The following is a 22748-nucleotide window of genomic DNA, read 5'->3' as shown; positions in this document are numbered from 1 at the left end:
ACATCATATTCAGGGGCGATTACCAGCCTGATCTGTCTGTAAAATCACAGCTACACTTTGGCAGCATCAGCGCAGTGTCTCATCGACCAGGTTCCGGCTTACCGGACTCGGCGATTCGAGTCTCGTCAGGAGGTCGACCAGTGGAACCTTCGTTTCTGGAGACATGACCGGGGCGTCACGGAGGATGTCCTCCAGTCCGGCCGCAGCTCCCTGCCGGGCAACCGCAGCCGAATGGACTGTCGGTCGAGATGTGGATCCGAATGCAGCTCCCACCACGGCCGCAGCACCGGCACGGACGCGCGGACTGCTGGATCGCTCGATGAGTTCGTCGAGGGCGTGATCGACGAGCGCGCGGCGATCCGCTGGCGACAACGCGTCGAACTGTTCAGCGGCGAGTTCGAATCCACGTCGACGGACATCTGCAGACTCGCCGGCGATACAGTCACAGAGGAGCGTCCCCAGCGCGTCAACCGGGCGAGTCTCTGGGGGAATAGACTCGAGCACATCGACGACAGCCGCCAAAACCTCCGACGAGGGAGTCCCTCGCGAACACATCTGTGTTGCCAGGTCGACCGTCCGCTCGTCGTCGGCCCCGAACCGATCAGCCGCCAGTCGGACAGCGGTCGACTGCACGGATGCCGCCCCGTTCCGGAGCGCCCGCCGTAGCAGTGTCGATACGTCTTCGTCGTCGATTGGTCGTGGCTCGTCTCCGACGGTGAACTCGAGCAGGGTCGTGCCATGCTCGGGTGGGAGAATCGAGAGGAGATCACAGGCGAGGTCCGTAAGGTCGGACGACGACAGCGACGATGCCGAGACGTTCGTGACGCACCTCAGTATCTCGTCGCCGATCTCGCTCTCGTGACCACTGGTAAGCGATTCGAGGACTGGACGGACTGCCCCGTAACTGGCACTCTCCTCCACCATGGCAGCCGTAATCGCCGCCAACAGTACCTGGTCCCGTACTGCAGGAGATTTCGATTCGACGGCGGGATTGACTGTCGAGTCGACGTCGTCCCAGCCGACGATTCCCTCCTCCAGACAGACGGTCGTCACTCGAACTGCGGCGTGACGTACGTCTGGGTGGTCCGTATCGATCGCTCGTTCGACGAGCGGACGCCCAGTCGGCCAGCCGATCGTGCGGTCGACGAGGGCCGTCTCGACGACATCCATCACCTCGACTACCTCTGGCGCACCCTCCGATCGCTCCACCCCAGTCTCGACCACTGCCCGGAGCAGACTCTCGACGTCAGACCACTGCATCCGGTCGGCCCGAAGCAGTGTCCCGATCGCATTGACGACCTCGGACCTGGTGCTCGAGCCACCCGCCGCTACTGCGTCACGGAGGAGTGGCGCTGCCGTCACCCAGTCGACGACGCCGTGGTACAGTCCGGAACCGATAGCGAAGACGGCGTATTCGGGCCCAACGTCGTCGTCTCGACCGAGTCCGACTTCGATCAGGGGGCTCGCCTGGTCCCAGTCTACGTGCCCCGCCTCGAATCCGTGGGCAACGACGTAGTACACCGCCTCGACGACGTCGGATTCGCGGTCGGTGAGCGCTTCGCGGAAGACCACGTTCGCGTCGGCCCAGTCGATGCAGTCGACGAGTAGCCCCGTCGTGTGGACCGCAGCGACCCGGACGTCGACCTCCGGGTGGGACAGTGCGGGACCGAGAACGGACGTTACTGCCGACCAGGCGATTCCGGCGGATTTGACGACCTTTTCGCAGCAGCGGACGGCCGCCGCGGAGGGTGCCGCGGTCGCCGACGAGTCTAGACATCGCTGGATGACGCTTTCGACGTCCAGCCAGTGGACCTCGGATCCATAGTCGGCGACGACAGAGCCGAGCGCGTCCATGGCCTGTCTGCGAACCCGGGAGTGGGGATGGTCTGCGGCGTAGTCGAGGGCCGCCACGATGTCTGCCCAGTCGGCCGTGCCGTTCGAACTGGCGATCACGAGTGCCTCGACCATCGCTTCCGCGACGTCTACGTCACCGTCGAGGCCGTCACGAACGAACGATGCCACGTCTCGCCACTCGAAGACTCCTTTGTAGAGTCCGGCTTTGGTGACGGAGATGGCTTCGACGGCGGCGTCTCCGCCAGTCTCGAGTCCGTGCCTCAGTAGGGGAGCGACCGCCGCCCAGTCCGGGGAACACGTGACGACGATCGTTCCAACAGTCTCGATGACCGTCTGGTCGACGGTTGCAGCGTCCGAACGGATCGCGTCGTGGAAAAATTGCCGACCCCGGTCGAGGTCGACGTGGCCGTTGACGATTCCGTCCCGAACGCCAGCAATCGCCTTCGCGACCGTGTCGGGTTGTCGGTCGAACGTCGCTTCCAAGACCGACCGCCAGGTGGTAAACGGAAGGTCTCCGACAGACACGCCCTTCGCAATGCCGGTGATCGCCACGTGGACCGGCCGATCGTCTGCTCGATCCGCTCCCCGTTCGAGAAGCGGCGCAACTTCGGCCCACTCGACGACGTCTTGCGACGGGAGTCCGACGACGATTGACAGGGCGTCGTTGGCTACACTCGAGGACGGGTCGTCGACGGCGGTCGCAAAATCGTCCTCGACTGCCGGCCATTCGACGTGATCGGAGACGAGCGCGGCCCCGATGGCTTTGACCGCTTCGCGTCGCACCGGCACGCGGTCGCTTTCGAGCGCGCCGATCAGGATGCTCCGGCACTCCACCCACGACACGGTCGAGTCGGTCGCCTGATCTCCAAACCGGGCCGACAGATCGTCGGGGAACCTGACGTCGTCGCTCCCGCTCCAGTACAGTCCACTGCCAATGGCGTGGATCACCATCTTCCCGGCGACGCCGCCTGCCTGCTCGAGCCCGTACCACAGCAGGTGTTCGACGTCCTCGAACACGAATCCGCCCATCATCAACCCAACCTGTAACACCGTGTACCCGGCGCTGACCACGTCGTCGGCTGGATGTCGAACCACGTGTTCGAGCAGGTCGACCAATCGATCGCGAGCCGCCGTCTGGGAGATCGTCGCGTGGAGTAATGCCCCGACGGCCTTGTGCGCCACGAGGACCGATTCGTGGAACAGTCCGTTCCGGATCAGGTCCTCGAAGGGCTCCAAACGGAACCGCTCGCGTTCGACCTCGACTGCGATCAAGGTCAGGACCGCCACCCAGGTATCGTCGGGAGCGCCCCTGACACCCCGGTCGAGGATCGTCGCGACCACCGTCGTATCGACGGTTCCGTTCTTGAGGACGCCAGTGAGGAACCCAACGACTGCCTCGGCGGTTTCGACCGACCCGACCCTAAAGCAGTCCGTCAGAAACTGTTCGACGACCGGAAGGCCGATTTGTCCGTCAGTAACCTGTTTGGATACGACCGGCAGTACTAGCTGTCGCTCCCGGTCGGTAAGGTTTGCCGGTAGGTACTCGACAAGTGATCCGATCTGATCGGCGTCGACGGCACCCCGGTCGAGCAGCGTGTGGACGAACAGCGACGTGACCGGAACCTCGTCACCACCGAACTCGTCGGAGAGGGTCACCGTCGAATCGGAACCGAACAGCGGCCCGAAACAGTCGAGGGCGTCGCGCCAGGGGACGAGATCGTCGTCGACCGCCCGCGCGAGCGAGCCCGTGATGGTGACTCGAACCTCCTGGTTACCGACCTGGAGACCGCGTTCGACGACGTGAGCGAGCGGTCCCTGACGCCAATCGACGACGCCGCGTCCGACGAGGAAGACAGCAGCGAGTGCAGCCGCTTCGGACGGCTCGTCTTCGGATTTGGTGACTGCAGTTCGGTAGATACTCTCGACGTCGTCCCAGTCGGCGACGCCTGCCTGGACCGCAGTCGTCGCGGTCGTGACTGCCTGCTCGGCTATCTTCGGTGGTCGTTTGGCGACCGCCCGTTCGATCCGCGATGCGACGCCCTCCCACTGGACTACCCCGGCGTCGAGGCAGTAGCCGATGCCGACCAGCGCCCCGTGACAGGCTGCCGGATTCTGACTGGACAGCGCGCTGGTGAGCAGCGGACCGGCGCCAGCCCACGCCGCTTCGTCGGTGGCTACGGCCCGTCCCAGCAGTTTCAACTCGAGGTTGAGTCGAATCGGCCGACCGGCGCGGGCCGCGAGCGTCTCGTTCGGCGTCCCGTCCAGCAGCCGATCGAGGTCGTGGACCTCGTTGAGCTGTCCGGGTGAGATGGCTTCGTCGCAGAGCGCGTCGTCGAGAGCTCCGAAAGCCGCGATCTGGACACGGAGATCCGGGTCGTCGATCGCCGATCGGAGTCGATCGGCGACATCGCGCCAGGGGTACGCGACGGCTGACTCAAAAGCATCCCAGGTGGCCTGGATCGCGGCCTTCCTGACGGTCGCAGCGTCGTCCTCGATCGCCTCGTCGATGAGCGCGTCTAGCCGCCGTCGATCGTCCCGGTCGATTTCGTCGGAAGCCGACTGATAGCGTTCGGCGATCGCCCGCGTGGCAGCGATGCGGTGCTGTGGCGTATCTGCCTGGTGGAAGTACTCTTCGATCGCCGCCACCGGATCCGCTGCCGTCGTCAGCTCGGTCACACGATCGTCGAACCACTGCTTGCGCTCGTCGGGGCTCCGCGAGTCGGCAGGGGGTCGCTCCGAACCGTCGTCGAGATCGGGGCGCCGACAGCCCCCGCCGTCGACCGAGGGGGATCGCTCGGATTCAGATCGATCGCTGGAATCACTCGACGCGTTCCGGCCGCTCTGGGACGCGACGTGGTTGCTATCGTCGCCGTCGTCGACCAGGCGAAAGTTTGGCCGCAGGCTGCCACTATCGAGTTCGTCGCCGTATTCGTCCCAGATATCCAGGGCGAGTGCGTGTGTCCGACGGTCCGAGAGCACGTACTCGGAGACGGCGACCGCGAGCAGTTCGTCGAGGTGGGCTCGAGGATCCGTAGTTCCACTTTCGATGACCGACCGCTGGAGATCGGTCGCGTCCGCCGCCCCGTCGAGATACCGCTCGACGGCCCGCAGCGTCGACCGGCGGACCTGTTCGCGCGTATCAGTGATCAAGTGCCCCAGCGCGAATAGGGCGGTATCCCTCGAGCGATCGGTTTCGGCTGACGCGAGGGTGTGTCCGATCGCGTGCGCAGCCGCTTTGCGACGGTCGGGGGCATCGGCAGTCACCAGCGCCGAAAGCTGCTCCGTGGCGGCTTCGGCAACCTCTTCCGGACCATCGAGCGCGCGACAGGCGGCGACAGCACTGGCCTGGAGCAATCGAGGTACCCCATCGTCTACGTCGAGTGGCTCAGCGCCGATCGACCCTGCCCCCACACTCGTCGGAGAGCAGTCTTCGGATTCGGTCGACGACTCCGATCGGGGCTCGAGCGCCGCCTCTCCGGACTGCGGTTCGAGTGCGGCTGCAGACGGGTCGTACGGGCCCCCGTCTGCACACAGGTCGCTTTCGTCGATCGGGGCCGGCGCTTCGCCGAGCAGCATCCTCGCGGCCGCCCCGTCGACGTTCACCTCGAAGATCGCTTCGTCGGGTTCGATACCGAGATCGACAGCCGAACCCGAACCCAGGGAAAGGTCGCCGTTGCGGAACGCGACGGCGAGTTCCGTTCGCGGGCGGTCAGCCGCGAGCGCAGTCCCGGCTGCGCCGATGGCGACGGCACGAACTGCCGGGGACTCGTGGTTGAGCGCTCGCGAGAGCAGTCGAACCAGCGCGTCGGACTGCGGGTTCGCACACAGTCTTTCGCCCAGCAGTTCGAGAGCGTGTCCGGTGACGGACGTGGGCGGACCGTCGAGCGACCTGCGAATCAGCGGTTCGTAGTGGTCGTCGACGGGCCCAGCATCGACGTGTGGCGCGAGATCGCCGAGCAGGTCGATCAGGCGGATACTGCCTGTAGTGTCGACCGACTGGGCGAGGTTCGCTATCCGAGCGATCCGATCCTCGGTCGCGAGTTCGGTCGGTGAGCGCTCGGCGATAGCTTCCAGTGCCTCGATGGCCGCGTCCCGGACGTCGTTGGGTCCGGTTCCCGTGATCCCCGCCGCGATCCGATACTTTTGCCCGACTTTGCTAGCGTCCGTGAGTGCGTCGAGGACGAATCGGAGGCGATCGATTCCCTGAACTGGATCGTCCGTGACGGCGTTCAGTGCCGCAACGATCTCTGCGTCCGATCGATGTGATAGCCTGCTATCTGGATCTTGCATGCGTCCCAACCCCCGCAGGCGGCCGCTGGCCGCCTCGATCGTCGTTCGGAGTTGTGGGATAGGACTGTTAAGTATACTGGACGGGGCAATCCGATCGTTCGAAGCGGGACTACGGTATCGGCAGTGTGTCGACGTCGGGGGTCCCGCTACGTCCGATTTTATACGAGGCGACATTACCGCTGATGTATGTCTAGAGCAGTCCGCCGCGAACTACGAACGATCGACGACCGGCTCTCCGAGCGCGGCGACGGGCAGTTCACTGACGACGAATTGCAGGTGATCTCTGGGGCCCTGACCGACTCCGACCCCCGGACACAGGGGCGCGCTATCACCCTCCTCGACGACGAAGACGTCGACGAGTCGTCACTTCCACTCGAGCGTCTCAAGCCAGATCTGGCTTCGGTCATCAAGACTGGTATCGATGCCGACGACGTCCGCCCCAAGCGAAACGCCGAACGTGCGACCCGCGTCTTAACGAGTGGTGACGGCGATGACCACGAACTCGTCGCCGACCTCTCGCACCTCGGGGAGTCGATGCTCCAGGTTGCCGATCCCCGACTCAGGACCGGCGGCGCGACGCTCCTGGCGCCGGTGACGACCTTCGGCGAGTACATTCCCGGGGCAGACGAGGTCGAGGCGATGGCTGACCACGTGGCATTGAGCGTAACGTATCTCGATGGCTTCGAGCGCCAGATCGACGCGATCGCCCCCGCGTCGTTGACACTCGCCCACGCGCCTGAAGAGCACATGGACCTGATACCACCGCGGCTAGAGCCGATCGATCTGGGACCGTTCCTCACCGGCCCACACGCCAAGGGCCGTACGATGGTCGCGGAACTGTTGCGCTCGCTGGCCGGGTCGGAGCCAGAGGTCGTCTCCGACTACACCCTGGAACTGACGACGCGACTGGACGACGAGGAACCGCTCGTGGCGCAACTGGCGAGCGTGGCGCTGGTCGAACTCGCCGACGAGACGGAGAACGACGCTCTTCGGCCGGCTGTGCACGTCCTCCCCTCGGCTCTCGATCACGACGAGGAGAGGATCATCGAAGCGGCGTTCCGGGTCGCCGACGCGATTGCAGACGCGATTCCGCGTGAACTCGATCGATTGCCGATCGAGCGCGTAGAGGCGATCGCACGGGAGACGGACCCGAAAACGAAACCGCAGCTCCGGGCCCGCAGCGTTCGGGTCATCGGTGCACGTGCCACGGCGACCGAGTCGGCTGCACTGGCCGAGTCGGCCACGTCGATCGCGTACGAAACGCTCACAGCGGCCGACCCGACGGACCTACTGGCCTCGCTAGTGCCGCTCCAGAACGGACTTCGGGACGCGTTGCTCGCCGCCCCCACCGACGCTGCGGGTGCGATCCCGACAGACGCGTCGTGGCCACAGGTCGCCGACCTGGGGCCGGAGCTGCCGCTCGTCCAAATGCGTGAGATCATCGAGGACAGTGAGCCGGACCTCCTCGGTGTAGACGCTCCCGACCCCTCGACATCCGACGACGACAGGTCTTCGCCCACTCCAGCTCTGCTGACGTACTGGACGACCGGCTACGCAGTCCGGGAGGCGATCGTGACCGACGAGACAGTCCTCGACGCAGTCGCTGCTTTCGTAACCGACGGCGAGCAGCCGACGCCGCGGCGGCGACTCCTCGCAGGCGCTCTGGGTGTGCTCCAGGTGCTCGAGCGAACAGAGGAGACGACGCTCGATCGGATCCGATCGGTCGGGGACGAACTCGAGGAGGCAGACGACGATTCCCTTTCGCGGGTCGGCGTGACGTTGTCCGCGAACTGACGGCCCCGGTCTGGACAGCCGTACGGGCGTCGGAGCGTCGATCGAACGTAACTCGCGACGGGAGTCGGTAAGAAAGACGACAGACAGTTCCCTGGCGAGTCGGTTGGCTAGAGCTGTCGTGTCGACCACTCCCTGCTTCGACTGGTCCGCTTTTCGCCTGGACGATCCCGATCGGTCGTCTAGCAAACCCGCTCGACGAGCCGTTGGTTTCCGCCGATAGGCGCGGCTCGAGCTGGTGGCCGAGCGAGCAGTCAAACTATGGACAAAAACGTAACGGTTTCCCCCGCTCCGACGAGCAAGTTACCAGCGAGCGATTCGACCCCATATACATGAAGATCGGACTGATCTCGGACGTCCACGCGAACCTGCCAGCACTCGAAGCGGTACTCGACGATCTGCCAGCGGTCGACGAACTGGTCTGTGCCGGTGACGTCGTCGGATACAACGCATGGCCGGCAGCGTGTCTCGAACGGATCCGCGAGGAAGCGTCGATCGTCGTTCAGGGCAATCACGACCGAGCAGTACGGAACTCCCGCCGGTACGCCGGCAACCCGATGGTGAAGGCAGGGCTGGATCTGGCGAACGACCGACTCTCGGACGAGCAGATCGAGTGGCTCGAGAACCTTCCAAAGCGGACCGAAATCGCTGACGGGAGGTATCGGCTGGCGCACAGTCATCCCGACCCGGACCTCCTCGGCGACTACGTCCGTCCGAAGGATGTCCCGCAGATGCGTCCCTACCTCGAGCACCACCGTGGAATCGTGCTCGGGCACACGCACATTCAGCACAAAGCACGGATCGACGGTCGGCTGATCGTCAACCCCGGCAGCGTCGGCCAACCTCGAGACCGCGACCGTCAGGCAGCCTACGGCGTGCTCGATACTGACACCGACGAAGTCGACCTCCGACGTGTCGACTACGACGTCAACCGCGCACAGCAGGGCGCTCGAGACGCCGATCTCCCGCACCTGACAGCCAAGCGTCTCAGGAAAGGAAAGTAACCGCTAGTTCGAGAGTTAAAAAAGTTACGTCGACTGTAGGTAGACCACAACCGATCTTGTCGACGTGAGGTGACCCTCGAACGGGAATGATCGACACCTATGCGGAGGTAGATCTGGCGCACCGACCGACGACCGGAAGTTTCGACAGAGACCTCAAACGCGTCGTAGACTGTATGAAAACGGCCATGTCCGTCGGACGTGATCGCGAACAGTTCGACACGACTGCGTTCGAAGAGGCCAGACGACTGCTCCGACAGTACGAAGCCGACGGGGTCCCACCGGAGACGGCGGTCGCAGCAGCCTGGTTCACGATCCTCTTTCTGAACGGCCAGACGGGGAATACGCTTCAGTGATCACAACGACTATGTGCGACCTACACACCCACGTATTTAATACAGTTCGGCTAGAGATTGTTTACAATATGGGAGACAAAGGCGACCGGCCACTCGCCTGTACGGGGGGAGGGCATGACTGAATCTCGAACGCCCGACAGCCGCGAGATCCCGATCGTGGACTTCGAGTGGAGCGATAACAGCGTTCGTTACTGGCAAGAACTCTGCGATCGCGTATTCCCCTTCGAGAAGCGGTGTGAGATTCTCGACGCGATGGCAGAGACCGACGGCCTCGCGATGACGAACAAAGCACTCGCGGCCGATGTGTCCGACGAACTCGAGCGTGAAGTAACGACACAGACGTTGATCGGGCACCTAAAGGTGTTCGAAGAACTCGGAATCGTCGCCCTGCTGCCGCGGTGGGACAGAGACCAGAATTCCGTGATCCAGCGGCGGCCCCTGACGGAAGATTGGCTGTCTGCACAAGAGTACCAGAAAGGCGCTGAAGTCGCACCGCTGTCACCGGCCACGCAGCTGGCGATCGAGTACATCGGCTGGGAGTATCGGCCGGTGTCGCCGGACGACGTGGTCCTCGATCCGAATGACGGTCGATCGCTGCTGCCGTTGAAGGGGACGCTGTACGCATTTCTCCTCTCGGCGACAGAGAGAGTCGATCCAGGTCGGATAGCCCGGGATGGCAAGCTCGTAAACGGGATCGACGATCCTCCAAAAATCGAACTCGAGATCGGCAGTCCAGAGACGCTCTCGGATGCAGCCTACGACCAACTCACAAACCTCGGCATCGAGGTGCCCGAAGAGGAGCCGATCGGCGACTACTGGCACACCCGAGCGGTTGTCGGTCGGGTGTCGGACGTCGAGTGGGGGGATCGGGAGAAGGTGCCGATCGATCAGACGCTCCGACGGTTCTCTGACTCGTGGGTCGCAGCACCGATGGAGCTGTACCCGCGACAGAAGGCCGACGACGTGGATCCGCCGGGGATCGATACGGAAGCGGTCGAGGCGCCGGATCCGGAACTCGTCGTCCAGCGGATCGGCGAGAACGCCATCGATAGCCGGAAGTCGGCATTCGTCGGCCACCCGTCGACAGGAGGCAGTTCGCGGTTCGCACAGGAAGTCGAGTTCGGCGACGGGGACGCGATTACCTTCGGAACGCTCGTGAGAGATCGGATCACCCCCGACGAGGGGTCGATTCAGTACTCCGAGGACGAGTCGACGGCGGATCTGCACAGAGGTGAATGACGATGCCTGTCGACGACAGCGAACAAGAGCAAGAACTGGTCGAGGAAGTCTGGCAGCGCCGGCTTCGCGAGGCCGGTCTCGACGAGACGACGGCCAAGGCAGTCACTGCACGGTTGCAATCGAGCCAGGCCCTGACCGTGGGGGCGACGGATCCAGAGACCGTTCTCCAGCAGATCACGCACGCGATCGAGCGCCTCGATCTCGACGCCTTCGACGTGCCAGAGGCGGAGCAAGAGGCCGTCAAGGCGGACCTCCTCGAGGCACTCGAGGCCGCTGTCGATGGTCGACTCGACGGACCGGTTGCACTTCGAACGCCCGGTGCCAAACGAACGTTACAGCCGACGAACGAGTCCATCGATTACGATACCGATGATAGCACTCGAAGCGAGCGAGAGTTGGTCGAGGAAGTCTGGCAGCGCCGGCTTCGCGAGGCCGGTCTCGACCCGTCGACTGCCAAGGCGGTCACCGCACGGTTGCAATCGAGCCAGGCCCTGACCGTGGGTTCAGCGGACCCGGAGACCGTTCGCCAGCAGATCACGCACGCGATCGAGCGCCTCGACCTCGACGCCTTCGACGTCGACGACGAGATATCGGAGATCAGGTCTGACCTGCGTGCGGCACTCGAGGCCGCACTCGAGGGCGATCTAGCGGGGCCGATAGCACTCCGATCGCCAAGTAACGAACCACGGTACCGCCCGACGAACGCTGCTATGGGGGACGCAACCGACGATACCGGCAGCGAGGATCCCTCGGAGCCGGGAGAGCCAGACCAGTCGGTCGATTCCGAAGCAAGACCTGATCCCCGTCTTGGGGCGGCAAATATCAACTTCGGCGCCGCCGACCATGTCGCAGACGAAGCGGACACGTCGGGGCAATCCGATGGGATCGAAGCGTTCGCCGAGGAGATTGGACGGATCGCCCGTAGTGTCGGACTCACTACCGGAGAGCTGCAAACGGCGGTAACGGTAGTGACCGGCGATCGCTCCGTCGAGGAGCTAGAAGAACCCCTTCGATCGCTGGCGGCAGACCTCCGACAGCTGGTCCAAGAGAGCAGTGTCACGGAGCGCGACCTCCATGCTGCCGTCCGATCGCTCGAGAACGAGGATGAGTGACGAGCGTAGCGGCGCCGAGTCACTACCGATCCACCAACACCCCCTGTGGCGGACCGCACACCAAAATCTCGCCATCAGCGAAACCGACGCGCGCGCCGCGGCACACTACGCGAGCAACACGTTGTTGCTCAACGTCCCCCCGAACGATCTGGCGGATATGACGGTGATGTACGCGCTGGTTTCCCGCGAGGAGTTCATGCACGGAGAATGGAACGAGGCGCTACTCAATACTGCGGCCCACCTCCGACACGCAGCGGCAGACTACCTACTGGCACTCCTCCACCCCGATCGCGACAGCAACGACGCATACCTCCGGGCAATGCTCGCGGCCTTACAGGTCGCCGACGAGATCGACCGCGTCACGGGACCGTTTATCGAGGCTGTCGACCGGTTCCACATCATCTCGACGATCGGTAACGACGACGAATACTACCGGTCTGTCAAGGAGAACTACGAGGCAGTCGTCGACGAGGACGACACAACGGACATCACAGACAAACTCAATCGAGAGATCGAAGAACAACGAGCACTCGCGCGCGGCGAGTCGACCGTGACTGACGCCAGGACTGTCGTCCAAGGTGGACAGGACCGTGCCTCGACGGAGTACGTCAATCCGCTCTACTATCATGCTCTGACTGAAATCGCGAAGACAGACTGGTCGACCGCGAACGAGATCGGCGAACGAACGCTCTCGACCTACACTCGAAGCGGGTTGTTGATCGCCGAGGAGGTAGCAAAGGCCGTCTTGGACGTCCCTTATCCGATCGAACCACTGGGATCGCTCGAGGCGAGCGAACTGTTCGATCCAGATACCGTCGACGTTGAGCCAAAGTCACTCGACGACCTGCAAGCGATCGTTACGGTTGATGACGAGGCCTACGATCACTACTTGCGACGCTATGAGTCACGGGTTGACCTGCAGGTGGCACCCGCTCGAACGTGGCTGAGTGACCTGTTCGTGCAGACCGTACGGGAACTCGAACGAATAGCTGCTGAGGAGCCTGTGACCGCCAAGACGGGTGACGAACTTCGCCGCCAACTCGTCGAAGGCGTATTCGAAACTGAGGTAGGGTCGACAATGCGGGATCAACAGACGCCGCTGCTAGAGGTGCCCCAGCGCGCACAGGCTGCAGTGCCGGAGCAGCACTTCTCCGACCTCGACTACGAACCACTCCCGAAGCTGCTTGTCGAGGCATTCGAGAAACACGGTGCGTTCGCAAGCGTTCTCTATCGTCCCCTCGGAGACCGAGCGAACAGTCGTACCCGTTACCAGTATAATTACAACATGATCGGGTGGGAACTGGATCAGGATCGGTACACCCTGCCGCCAGGTGTCGAGACCTACCGCGAACTCTGGGAACGATACTTCGTCGGTGACGTCCTTATCAATGAGGTGCTCAAGCGGCGCGACGAGTACCGTACACACCTGGTCGAACAACTCGGAACGGCGTTCGATACCCGGGCCGCACTCAAAGCCGCCGTGGACGGAAGGGGCGATCCCGATCGGTCCGACAACGAGAACGAATTCAATCTGTTGCAGCGAGATCGTATCGACAGCATTCTTTCAGATCCCGGCGTGTTTGATCCGGTGGAAGTCACTAAAGAATACACGACCGGCAGACTCCTCTGGGCCGTCGAGGAGGCAGAAATCCCCCACACCTCCATCGACGAGTTCGACTTTACACCGGTGCAGTGTCCCCTGTGTGCCGTCCAGCGCGGCAGTTGCGGTACCGACGGGTGTCGGAATCAGGAACTGGTCAAGCCACTGAACGCACCGCTCTCGACCTACGTCGCGAGACTGCTCACGGCTGAGTTCTCGGAGGTGACAGAAGAGCCAGGTCGGGTGCGGGACAGTTGACTAGAGCATGATGACCGGATCGAGCGACCACCTGAATCGGAACTTGCGCTGCTCTCGATTGAACGTTTCGAACGAACTAAAGTCCCGAATTGCCCGCCGACGTGCGTCGGTTCGGGTGTCCGTCTCGTCGTCGGGACGGGCGTAAACCCCGATCCGGAAGATATCCTTCCCGTGGGCGGCGTATTCGACGTACTCCGCACACAGAGTCTCAAGCTCCGACATCAGATCGGTGTCGTCGTCTGACCCTCCCTCGGAATCGGCCTCGAGTTGGCCCTCGATGACAAACCCACGAGCGTGCTCGTGATCGGTCACGCTCGGCCGGAACGTCGTGAATGTCACGCGGTCGACGTCGATATCCAGCCGCAGGGCGAGTCGGACGGCGGTGTAGAGTTCGATCGCGAACGGATCGATCGGGAGGTCCCGGACTGTACCGGACTTCCTCCGGGATTTGGTGTGGTCCCGTTCCTGGTTCCGACGGTAGTATTCGATTGCGAGTTGAACGGATTCCGCGGTCGGTGCGTGGTATGGGTCGACGAGGTACTGACAGAGGTCCCGGAACGGGACGACGTAATCCACGCTCGGGCGGGCGATCTTCGGGATCGGCAAGACGGCCCCGACGTCACGCAGGGGCTCGAGGTCGCCGTTATCCCCGAGATCCCCTCCGCGGAGCTTGTCGCGATCGCTGAAATGAGGGTATGAAAGAGCCCTCGTGGCGATTTCGGTTTTCTCTAGACAGCACCGCTCCGAGGCCAGATCCCGTACCGCGAGGAAGACATCACGTTTCCGTGACGACCCGAGGATGTCGTTCCACACTGTATTGCGGAATGCCGGATCGACCCGCTGCCGAGGGTTCCAGGCCGCTCCCTGATCGGACGTTCCCGCCTCCTCCGTGTGCTGGGCTGGGGTCATCACTGTGACCGTTCGAATCCTCTGGACAGGATGCTGTCTCTGACTCCCCTATCGACGTGCGTTTTATACGAACTCTTCTTGTCACTCTTCATCGGTCAGGTTGTCGACCTGGATGAGGGGAAGTTCATCGTCGACGAGGAGGTGAGAAGCGACTCCAACCACGAAACACGTGCCGACGACGAGCCCGATTTCGAACGCGCCTCCCGACTCGAGTGCCCGTCCGACGGTCGTGACGACCGTACCGAGGACGGCAGCGAGGCCGAGGCCGACGGTGATGCTGTGGGTTACCGTTCTGTGAGAGGGGCGAAGCACGGGAATCATCCGCGTGGTCAACCGATATACCGCAGCGACCGCGACTGTGCAGACAGCGCCCGCGATAAACGCCGCCCTTCCTGGAACTGGGAGCAGCTCGATCAGCTCGATCACAAGTGTACGTTCTGCAACGAGTACGGTCCCAGTCACGGCAGCAAACGTTCTCGGAAGCCAGATCTTCGCGAACAGATACGGCTTGCTGCTAGGATGGTCAACGTCGGGAAACCCAGCGCCAGCGATCGTTGCTGGATAGCCAACGACGACACCTGTCAGGATGGCCGCCGGCGCACCCAGTGCCGTTCCCAGGACGGCCGCGAGCGCGAGTCCGAGGTACGCTGCCGTGGCGTACCGCACATGACTCTCGAAGCTAGGCATCCTCTTGTCTTTCTCCAGGTTCGAACGTCGGGCTTGATGGTGCGGCGTCCGATTTGATCTGGCTCGAGTCGATGTACGGAGCCCCATTCGCACATACCGGACTGACCGGCCTGACGACGCGTCGTGTCGCTTTCATCGGCTGGAGGCTGGGGCCGACGCGAATCAGTACTAGCGTCGTCGATACCTCCGACGTTTGGTTTTTATGAGGGAGATACGAACTGGAGGTCTATTCCCGTTGATACAGGAAGGGATCAATATCCGTCGGGGACTGCCGGAGATGTGCCAGAAGCAGCCGCCAGGCGGGTCAACAATCCGACCATTGGCACCTTAATCGAGGGATCGAGTTCTGGAACAGCACCCAGGAACGCCTCGATGCGGCGTCGTGCGTTCCGCCGGTGACGGAGGATCCGAACGATCCGATCGCGGTCCGCAGTGGCCAGGTCGACGATCGTCTGCCCGGTTTCGATCTGGACAGCCAACTCCGCATCGGGGTCGAGAAACCGATTGAGTACCGTCTCGAGCAATGTCCGCTGAAGTGGCCGGTCAATGTCGGTATACGTGACGGCAGCAACCCCGAGTGCAGCCTGCCGAAGGTCACGATCCGCTGTATTAACCCCTTGCTCGATCGCGGTAACGAGGTCGGCGTTGGGGAGGACCGTTGTGGGAACGTCGACGAGGCGACTGAACGCGACGACCCGAGCCCCAGTTGCGAGTTCACGATCGCTCGCTACCTTGACCAGCAGGTGGGCGTAGCGTTGATCAGAGGGGGCGAACCGCTGCTCTGCCGCGTCAAGTACGGCGACCTGCACGCCGAGATCATCGTCGCCGAGCAACTGGTCGTAGAGTGCCCTGGCTTCGGTATCGTCTCTGATGACAGCTCTGTCGCTCAACGCCTCGCGAATCAACGCGTCTCGCACACCAGCCTCGAACGTCTCCAAGAGAGTCTCGACAATGGCAACCGCGTCCACTGGGGAATAGGCCGTCTTGCGAAGCCCTGAGACGATTCCGAAGGCCGCTGCGTCCGGCGGATCAGGACACGCCGCAAGCACCGTCATGATGAGCGGTTCGAGATCGGTCCATGGTGTCTGGACCTCGTCGCTTCGGATGACCCCATCAGCAAGCCGGAGGAGTTCCTCGAGCACCGGAGCGGAATCGCAGTCCACGGCATCGTCGACGATCGCCTCCGCATCCTGCCACTCGAGCAGTCCCGTCGAGAGCGCCTCCCGGAGAAGTCTAAGGCCATGTTTCACAGCTTCGTCGTTATTATCGTCGATCGCATCTCTGAGAATCGAATGCACGGTGCCAAACTCGATTTTGGATTCGAGAACGCCCAGCGCGATAGTCTCGAATGCCCGCTTCGTCACGGCAGGTGACCGGCGGTCGATCGCCGATCGGAGAAGCGAAAGCGCATTCGTCCAGCCGATCTGTTGCTCGTCGAGCCCCTGTTCGAGTGCAGATAGACCCACGATCGTGGCGGGCTCCGCACCGTCTTCGACCGTCGACGCGATCACTGTCGTCGCGATCGTAGCGTCAAAGTAACCTGCAGGAAGACCAATCTCGAGGACTCCCATCGCGGCGGTAGCAACGGGTGCACGATCGTCTTGAGCCGTTCGTTCGAGGAATGCCCGTGCATCGTCCCTGTTGGGCCAGCCGCTGACGATCGCATATCTGAGGCTTTCGGCAGCGGTCATTGCTACCGGATCGTACTCGGAGTTCAGCGCGTCAGATACGAAGGGTTCGACGTCGTACCACGCCAGCGTTCCTTCGCTGAGTCCTGTGTTAACAACTTTTACAGTCTCGAGTTCAACTTCAGAATCAGGGTGGGTTCGGGCGCTCCGGAGCAGGCCCGCAATCGCATCCCACTCGACTGCTCCGCTTTCGACCGCGGCACCGATCGTCTGGACGGCTTCGTGAGCCGGCCGCCCCGGCGTACTGCTGATCGTCTCGGCGAGAAATGATCGAACTTGTGTCCAGGCCGCCATGTCTGTCGAGATTGTCCTTCGAACTGCGTTGACGCCTTTTTCGGCGACCGCCGCGTTCTCGGCATCCCGAACTGTCCGGAGAACGGGAACAACCTCGTCCCAGCGGAAGGTCTCCGTCCTTAGCCCGACAGCGATCGTCTCGATCGCCCGTTTCCGAACGGAAGACGGCTGATCTGGAGCCACGTTCGCCTCTATGAAGGACTCGAGGTTCTCCCAATCGACCGCCCCGTGGCGAATCGCTATGCTGGCAGCGTACACCATCCGGACTGCGGTCTGTTCGTGTTGGTGGCCGAGACCCGCCCATAGAATCGGCTCGACATCGTCCCATTCGAGGGGTCCATCTCGGAGGCTGACTATGACAGCTCGTGTGACCTCCTTCGTGACGCGGCATTCGTCGTGGTTCAATGCCTCCCGGAGCAGGGGTCGAACTTCATACCACTCAAAGGTGCCCACCTGAAGACCAGCACCGACCGTCTCGACAGCTCCGAGGGCAATATCGGCCGATCGCTGCCGCAGACACTCCCGAACGATCGGGGCGACAGCGTGCCACTCGGGATCGTACTTCAGGGTGAGAAGCTTCGTTGCGCTGGTCACCGAGTTACCAACGTCGTCCTCGGGGCGTTCCAGTGCGGCCTCGATACAGCTTTCGACGTCATCCCACGCCAGGTCACGCTCTTTGACGCCGTACGCGGCGGCGGCCGTCGCTTTCGCGGCGACGGACGCCTCGCCGGTCTCGATGGTCTCGATCAGGAGCCGCTGCCCCGCAGACCACGGGATCGCTTGCGCTGCCAGCCCATGTCCAAGTGCTTCCACAGCGGCCCTTGCGATCCCGGCGTCGTCGTGTACGAGTCCCTGTCGAATGATTGGAGCGACCTCGTCCCAGGTGAAGTTTCCCTCGACGAGTCCGATACGGGTGACGACGACCGCCCCGCCTAGATCGTGGACCTCGAGTGCGTCTTTGATCGTCGTCCCAACGCTCGACCACTCTAGGTCATAGGTCTGCATCGCTTCCCTTATCAACGTGACTGCGAGCGCGCTCGCGTCGGGATGGCCAAGCGCATCCCGGAGTATCTCGTGGACCCGTTCCCAGCGGATCGATTCCGTGTCGATCCCTGCCTCAATTGCCCTGAGAACGATCGTATCGGCCTCGTTGACGCCGGATTCGAAGGTTGCCTCCAGGAATTCCCCCACCTGCTCCCACTCGAGCTGCTCATGACCCAATCCGGACACAACAATCCCGACAGCCTCCGTCACCAGTTCGGCTCGCTCCGTACGGAGAACGTCCCAGAGCAACCGCTCGATCTCCGGCCAATCCAGCTCGTAGTCACCGACTGCGGTTCTGATAGCTTTCAGCCCGTCGACAACCGCTGACGGAGCGCCGTCCGCGACGACGACCCGAAGGACAGAACAGGCAATCGAGAGTGGAATCGTCTGGTTACCGAGTTCAGTCTGGAGTACCTCCACGACAGCATCGCCGACATCGGCAACATTGACGGCCTCGCGGAGGTACTCCTCGCAACCGTCTGGGTATGGCGGCCCACGACTGAGCAGTATGCCGACCACGAAGACGCCGTTGGTGACGACCTCGTCGTCACACTCTTCTAGGACCCACCACAGGGTCGCACTCAGGTCAGCCCAGGTCACCGTGGCCTGGTTGACGAGACCAGCGAGATACTGAAGGACGGTGACTTGAGTCTGAGCGGTTCCGGTTTCGACGAGCGTACGAACGACAGTCTCTACCGACGCCCAGTCGTATCCCTCTTCGCCAACGCCGACCAACGATGCTCGCGCTACCTGATCGTGAATCTGGGGATCGTCTACTGCGATCGCCTCTCGCAGCACTGGTTCGACAGTCGACCAGGCCAGCGTTCCTGTCATCGTTCCCAGGGTAAGTGCCTGACACAGCTCGTGTGTGACCGCGTTGTCGTCGACCTCGAGAGCGGTATCGAGGAACGAGCCGATATCGATCGACTCCTGTTGGTTGATGGCGACCCCGAACAGCCGAATCGCTTCGATGGCTACGTTCGGAGGACGTTTCAACCCTAAACAGGCGAGGTTCTGAACCTGTTCCCACTCTAAGAGTTCCCGCTGGACCCCCTCCCGGAGCAACTCCAGTGCGGCCGTGGTGACTTCCTCGTCAGGATGCTCCAGCGCCGTCGAGAGGTGGTCTACGGCATCGTCCCACTGGAACCGATCACTGTTGAGCAGAAGCCAGTGGACGTCGACAGTCCGTCGCGCGACCGCTGTCGAGGCGTCGTTGAGCCCGGCCGTCAGCGTCGTCTCCACCCATTGCCGGCTGATCGCATCAGTTGTAAATCCCTGACACGCAGCTTCGATCGCCCCTTCTCGAGTCTGCTCGTCCGAATGGTCCATCGCAGCCGACAGCACTGGTTCGATTAGTCCCCAGTCGAGCTGGCGCTCCTCGAGGACGTCGGCGATCGCGGCCATTGCACTGGGCGAGCCAGGTACCCCGTCGGATTCGACGCCTTCACGGAGGAACGCAACGACGGCAGCATCGTCGATATCGGCGGCCAGTGCAGTAGCGGCAACAGAATGAACCCGCCTGACGACGCGTATAGACCCGCTGGCCCTAGCACGTCGAAGTGCCGGCTCAACCTCGATCCACTGAAACGAGGTGCCAAGGCCGGCCTCGACCGTATCCAGCGTCGTGAGCGTAAGCACCGGCGGAGCGCGATCGATCGCCTCATTGAGCAAGGGGGCTACGTCCTCCCATGTCGCTACGCTAGCTTCGACCGCGGCGGAGACGACCAGGAGAATCGACTCGGCGACATCCTCGTCCTGGATCCAAAACCCGTGCCAGATAATGTCGTGGACATCTTCCCAGCGTACGCTGTCGTGTCTAAAGGCCGCCTGAAGCGCTCTAGTCGCCTCCAAGGCGAGCTCTTGCTCCTCGTTCTCCAGTGCGCTCGTGAGGAACGGCTCGGCTGCCGACCAACTGATCGCATCCGCTTGGAGCCCGTGGCCAACGACCACGAGCGCGCGACGACAGACATCGGTGTCGCTGGATTGGAACGTCGCCTGAACGGTGGGTTCGATCTGTGTCCACGTGAGGGAGCCGGTAACCAATCCGGTTCGAACTGTCTCCATCGCTGCCGTCGCGAGAACCCGCGAGTCACTGGCAGCTTCCCGAAGGAAACGCCCGACTGCGTCCCAGTCTGCGACGCCGGCTTGCAGCCCTTTCTGGACGACTGTAAGCGCTGCCCGACGAACAAGGTCGATCCTGCTTCGGAACGTCTGATGCAGAAGAGGTACCACGTCGGACCATCGCAAGTCGCTCTCATATAGCGCCGCGCGCAACACGTGGTGCGTTTGCTCGACGAAAAGGAGGTCCGCTCGACTTGGCGTCGCATCAGGAGCAACCCCCGTCAACTGGTCATCGCGGAGAGCCTCTGTGACCTGGCCATAGATTCCAAGGTCGCTCCACTCCACCACGCCCGCACGAAGCAATGTCGCGATTGTCTTCATCGCCTGCGCGCGGACGCTCGAAGCGTCGTCGTCGATCGTTACGTCAATGTGATAGGACGCGGTGTCCCAGCCGATACCAGGATGATTAACGATCGCCGCCCGGATTGCTCCCGGGACGGCCCGTCGAACCGCCGGCGACTCGTGATGGGTCGCATCCGAAACGACCTCCCACAGCGCCAGCACCTCTTCACGATCGAGCTGGTTGTCGGCTGCCTCGAAACACTCCTCAACCGCCTCGACCTGTGCACGGGACTCGTCGACCGAGGTCGCGCTCTCGTACCCAGAGCGGATCGCCTCGGGCGATCCGGCGTGGGCAGTTTCCGAGACGGGAGCTGATCCGTTCTCCGAAGAGGCAGATTCCGATTGGTCGGTCGGATCGGACTGCTGAAACAGGGGATCAGGATCCGAGCGCTCGGCATCGAAGGATGTGTCGTCGAACAGATGTTGCTGGAGATACTGCGCCTTGCCCCGGAGTTGGTGGTCCTCGTGTTCACTCACAGCAGTTTCAGCGATCCGTTCTTGGAGGGCCTCTTCGGCCGAATCCCTCTCTTTGTGCAGTCGATCCCCGTAGGTACCGTACACCCCGAGTGCGAGGTCGTAAGACCGACGATCGGAACCATCGAACGTCTCGATCACGTGTCGGACGAGGACACCGAGATGTCGCTCCGGATCAGTCCCGTCACCGGTCAGCAGCGCCCGCTGGAGGTCGGTCCGCTCGGTCGCGTCAGTCAGGTACGATTCGACGGCTCGGAGCGTCTCGTATCTGATCGTTGGGCCGTCGTCGACTAGATGGCCGAGCAACAAGAGCTGAGCGTCCGTGGCACGGTCACTCTCGACGTTCGGTAACGCAGTCCCGATCGCGACTGGAATCAAGGCGCGTACGACGACACGATCGCTGGAGAGGAGCGTCTCTAAGATCTCCTTTCCGATCCGAAAGGCGGTATCGTCCCCGTCGAGCGCCTTAGCTGCAGCAATCGCCTGCGCCTGTCGGAGTTGGAGTGTACCCTCGTCGCCCTGTATGGGATCGACCTGCGGCAGCGTATGATGAGCACCAGCGGAGGAATCGTTACGCTCTCGATGGTCCAGCGAGCCAGAATCGGACGCAGGACGTCGATCGGCCGTTCGACGCTGGCTCGATTGCATCAGGCCGGCGTCGAGTTCCCCATCCTTCGAGGTGGACGTCGCCGATGCGTCTTCGTGGTCGAAGCTTCCTACCTCTGGCGGGTCGTACCCACTGGCCGACGACTGTAGGACGTCCTCGTCGGACTCATCAATCTCCAGAAACGGCGCCAGTGGTTGTGATCCGACGTGATCCTCTGCCAGCGGCATTCCGAGTGCGGTGACCGTCACTATCCGAACTGCGCCGTCATCGTGGTAACGTGCCTGGCGGAGTAGGTGGCCGACCCGCTTGTCGTTGGGATAACACGCGTAGGCGCCAGCGAGAATCTCCGTTGCGAGAAGTCCAACTCGATCGGTCCGCCCAGGCACGTATTGCCTAATCGTCGGCAGGTAGACTCGGTGGAGTGTCGCCCGCGGTACCTCATCGCTGACTGCCCCCAAAACCGACAGCGCTTGGAATTTCTCCTCGGCTGAGAGTTGCTTCTGGATTTCTGCGAGGCGGGGGAGCGCACCGCTTCTGATCAGGGCATCCGGACGATGCAGTGCGATCTCGGAGAGAGCGTCGAGCGCAACCGCACGAAGATCTGCGGACGTGATCGCTTTGAAATCGGCGAGGATTTCCGTCTTGCCGGTCACCGCCTCCTGTTGTAGCACAGTGACGATTTCGTTCACCGGTAGCGCTCGTTGAGTCGGCTGTGTCGCGATCGTTCGCAGTGCCTCGTGCTTCTCTCGATCGGTCCCCGTTCGTAGAACGGTTGCGACCCGTTGTGGATCGAAGCTCACGTTCAAATATCCCCCCCGGCGGCTGTCATGCTCGACTATCCCACCGAAGACGATTCGGACCACGGAGAGGAATCCCTTAAGCGTTCATCAGACTGCAATCGACGCTGGCCATTATGGGGAGACCGTGGTCGCGATAGGTCGACCAGACTCGGTCTCGGTGAAACAGTCAGTCGCGAGTCGTACCGACCGGTCGACTCACCCGAGAGAAGAGCCAACACGTCCGGCCCCGTCGATCGTCGTCCTTAGCAGGCAATACAGACGCGCATCGAGCAGTATCTGCG

10 protein-coding genes are annotated in these 22748 nt (G+C 62.6%); 6 read left to right on the top strand and 4 right to left on the bottom strand.

The annotated features are described in order from the left end of the window. Nucleotides 1–66 precede the first annotated feature (66 nt). Nucleotides 67–6144 (bottom strand): hypothetical protein, encoded by a 6078-nt coding sequence (locus MU558_RS20280; RefSeq protein WP_246976471.1) that lies wholly within the window; start codon nucleotides 6142–6144, stop codon nucleotides 67–69. 186 nt (nucleotides 6145–6330) lie between these two features. Here MU558_RS20280 and MU558_RS20275 point away from each other — a divergent pair, with 186 nt between their 5' ends. From MU558_RS20275 to MU558_RS20250, 6 genes are all read left to right on the top strand, one after another. After that, nucleotides 6331–7938, top strand: a complete 1608-nt coding sequence (locus tag MU558_RS20275) for a hypothetical protein (protein WP_246976468.1) — start codon at nucleotides 6331–6333, stop codon at nucleotides 7936–7938. Between the two features lie 329 nt (nucleotides 7939–8267). Further along, nucleotides 8268–8939, top strand: a complete 672-nt coding sequence (locus MU558_RS20270; RefSeq protein ID WP_246976465.1) for a metallophosphoesterase family protein — start codon at nucleotides 8268–8270, stop codon at nucleotides 8937–8939. Nucleotides 8940–9112: 173 nt separating this feature from the next. After that, nucleotides 9113–9292, top strand: a complete 180-nt coding sequence (locus tag MU558_RS20265) for a hypothetical protein (RefSeq protein ID WP_246976462.1) — start codon at nucleotides 9113–9115, stop codon at nucleotides 9290–9292. Nucleotides 9293–9406: 114 nt separating this feature from the next. Further along, a complete protein-coding gene (locus MU558_RS20260) occupies nucleotides 9407–10531 on the top strand; it encodes a hypothetical protein (protein WP_246976460.1) in 1125 nt (374 codons plus the stop codon). A gap of 2 nt (nucleotides 10532–10533) precedes the next feature. Beyond that, nucleotides 10534–11643 carry a hypothetical protein gene (locus MU558_RS20255; RefSeq protein ID WP_246976457.1) on the top strand — a complete coding sequence of 370 codons (1110 nt, stop codon included), beginning with the start codon at nucleotides 10534–10536 and terminating at the stop codon, nucleotides 11641–11643. After that, complete coding sequence (locus MU558_RS20250; protein WP_246976455.1) at nucleotides 11636–13501, top strand: hypothetical protein; 1866 nt, start codon at nucleotides 11636–11638, stop codon at nucleotides 13499–13501. The genes MU558_RS20255 and MU558_RS20250 overlap by 8 nt, the downstream gene beginning before the upstream one ends. Here MU558_RS20250 and MU558_RS20245 read toward each other — a convergent pair whose 3' ends face one another. From MU558_RS20245 to MU558_RS20235, 3 genes are all read right to left on the bottom strand, one after another. Next, nucleotides 13502–14410 (bottom strand): hypothetical protein, encoded by a 909-nt coding sequence (locus MU558_RS20245; protein WP_246976452.1) that lies wholly within the window; start codon nucleotides 14408–14410, stop codon nucleotides 13502–13504. Between the two features lie 81 nt (nucleotides 14411–14491). Continuing rightward, entirely contained in the window at nucleotides 14492–15097 is a 606-nt protein-coding gene (locus tag MU558_RS20240; RefSeq protein ID WP_246976449.1) for a metal-dependent hydrolase, read from the bottom strand. A 251-nt stretch (nucleotides 15098–15348) separates the two neighbouring features. Then, a complete protein-coding gene (locus MU558_RS20235) occupies nucleotides 15349–22356 on the bottom strand; it encodes a hypothetical protein (RefSeq protein ID WP_246976447.1) in 7008 nt (2335 codons plus the stop codon). Between the last annotated feature and the right edge of the window lie 392 nt (nucleotides 22357–22748).

This window comes from Natribaculum luteum (assembly GCF_023008545.1).
In the GTDB taxonomy this organism is placed as follows: domain Archaea; phylum Halobacteriota; class Halobacteria; order Halobacteriales; family Natrialbaceae; genus Natribaculum; species Natribaculum luteum.
Note: the sequence above shows the minus strand (reverse complement) of the source record. Positions and strands in the feature narration are given on the sequence as shown.

Bases quoted from the DNA above. Each gene is read 5' to 3' on its own strand.
- MU558_RS20280 (WP_246976471.1), bottom strand. From the start codon at position 6,144: ATGCAAGATCCAGATAGCAGGCTATCACATCGATCGGACGCAGAGATC.
- MU558_RS20275 (WP_246976468.1), top strand. From the start codon at position 6,331: ATGTCTAGAGCAGTCCGCCGCGAACTACGAACGATCGACGACCGGCTC.
- MU558_RS20270 (WP_246976465.1), top strand. From the start codon at position 8,268: ATGAAGATCGGACTGATCTCGGACGTCCACGCGAACCTGCCAGCACTC.
- MU558_RS20265 (WP_246976462.1), top strand. From the start codon at position 9,113: ATGAAAACGGCCATGTCCGTCGGACGTGATCGCGAACAGTTCGACACG.
- MU558_RS20260 (WP_246976460.1), top strand. From the start codon at position 9,407: ATGACTGAATCTCGAACGCCCGACAGCCGCGAGATCCCGATCGTGGAC.
- MU558_RS20255 (WP_246976457.1), top strand. From the start codon at position 10,534: ATGCCTGTCGACGACAGCGAACAAGAGCAAGAACTGGTCGAGGAAGTC.
- MU558_RS20250 (WP_246976455.1), top strand. From the start codon at position 11,636: ATGAGTGACGAGCGTAGCGGCGCCGAGTCACTACCGATCCACCAACAC.
- MU558_RS20245 (WP_246976452.1), bottom strand. From the start codon at position 14,410: ATGACCCCAGCCCAGCACACGGAGGAGGCGGGAACGTCCGATCAGGGA.
- MU558_RS20240 (WP_246976449.1), bottom strand. From the start codon at position 15,097: ATGCCTAGCTTCGAGAGTCATGTGCGGTACGCCACGGCAGCGTACCTC.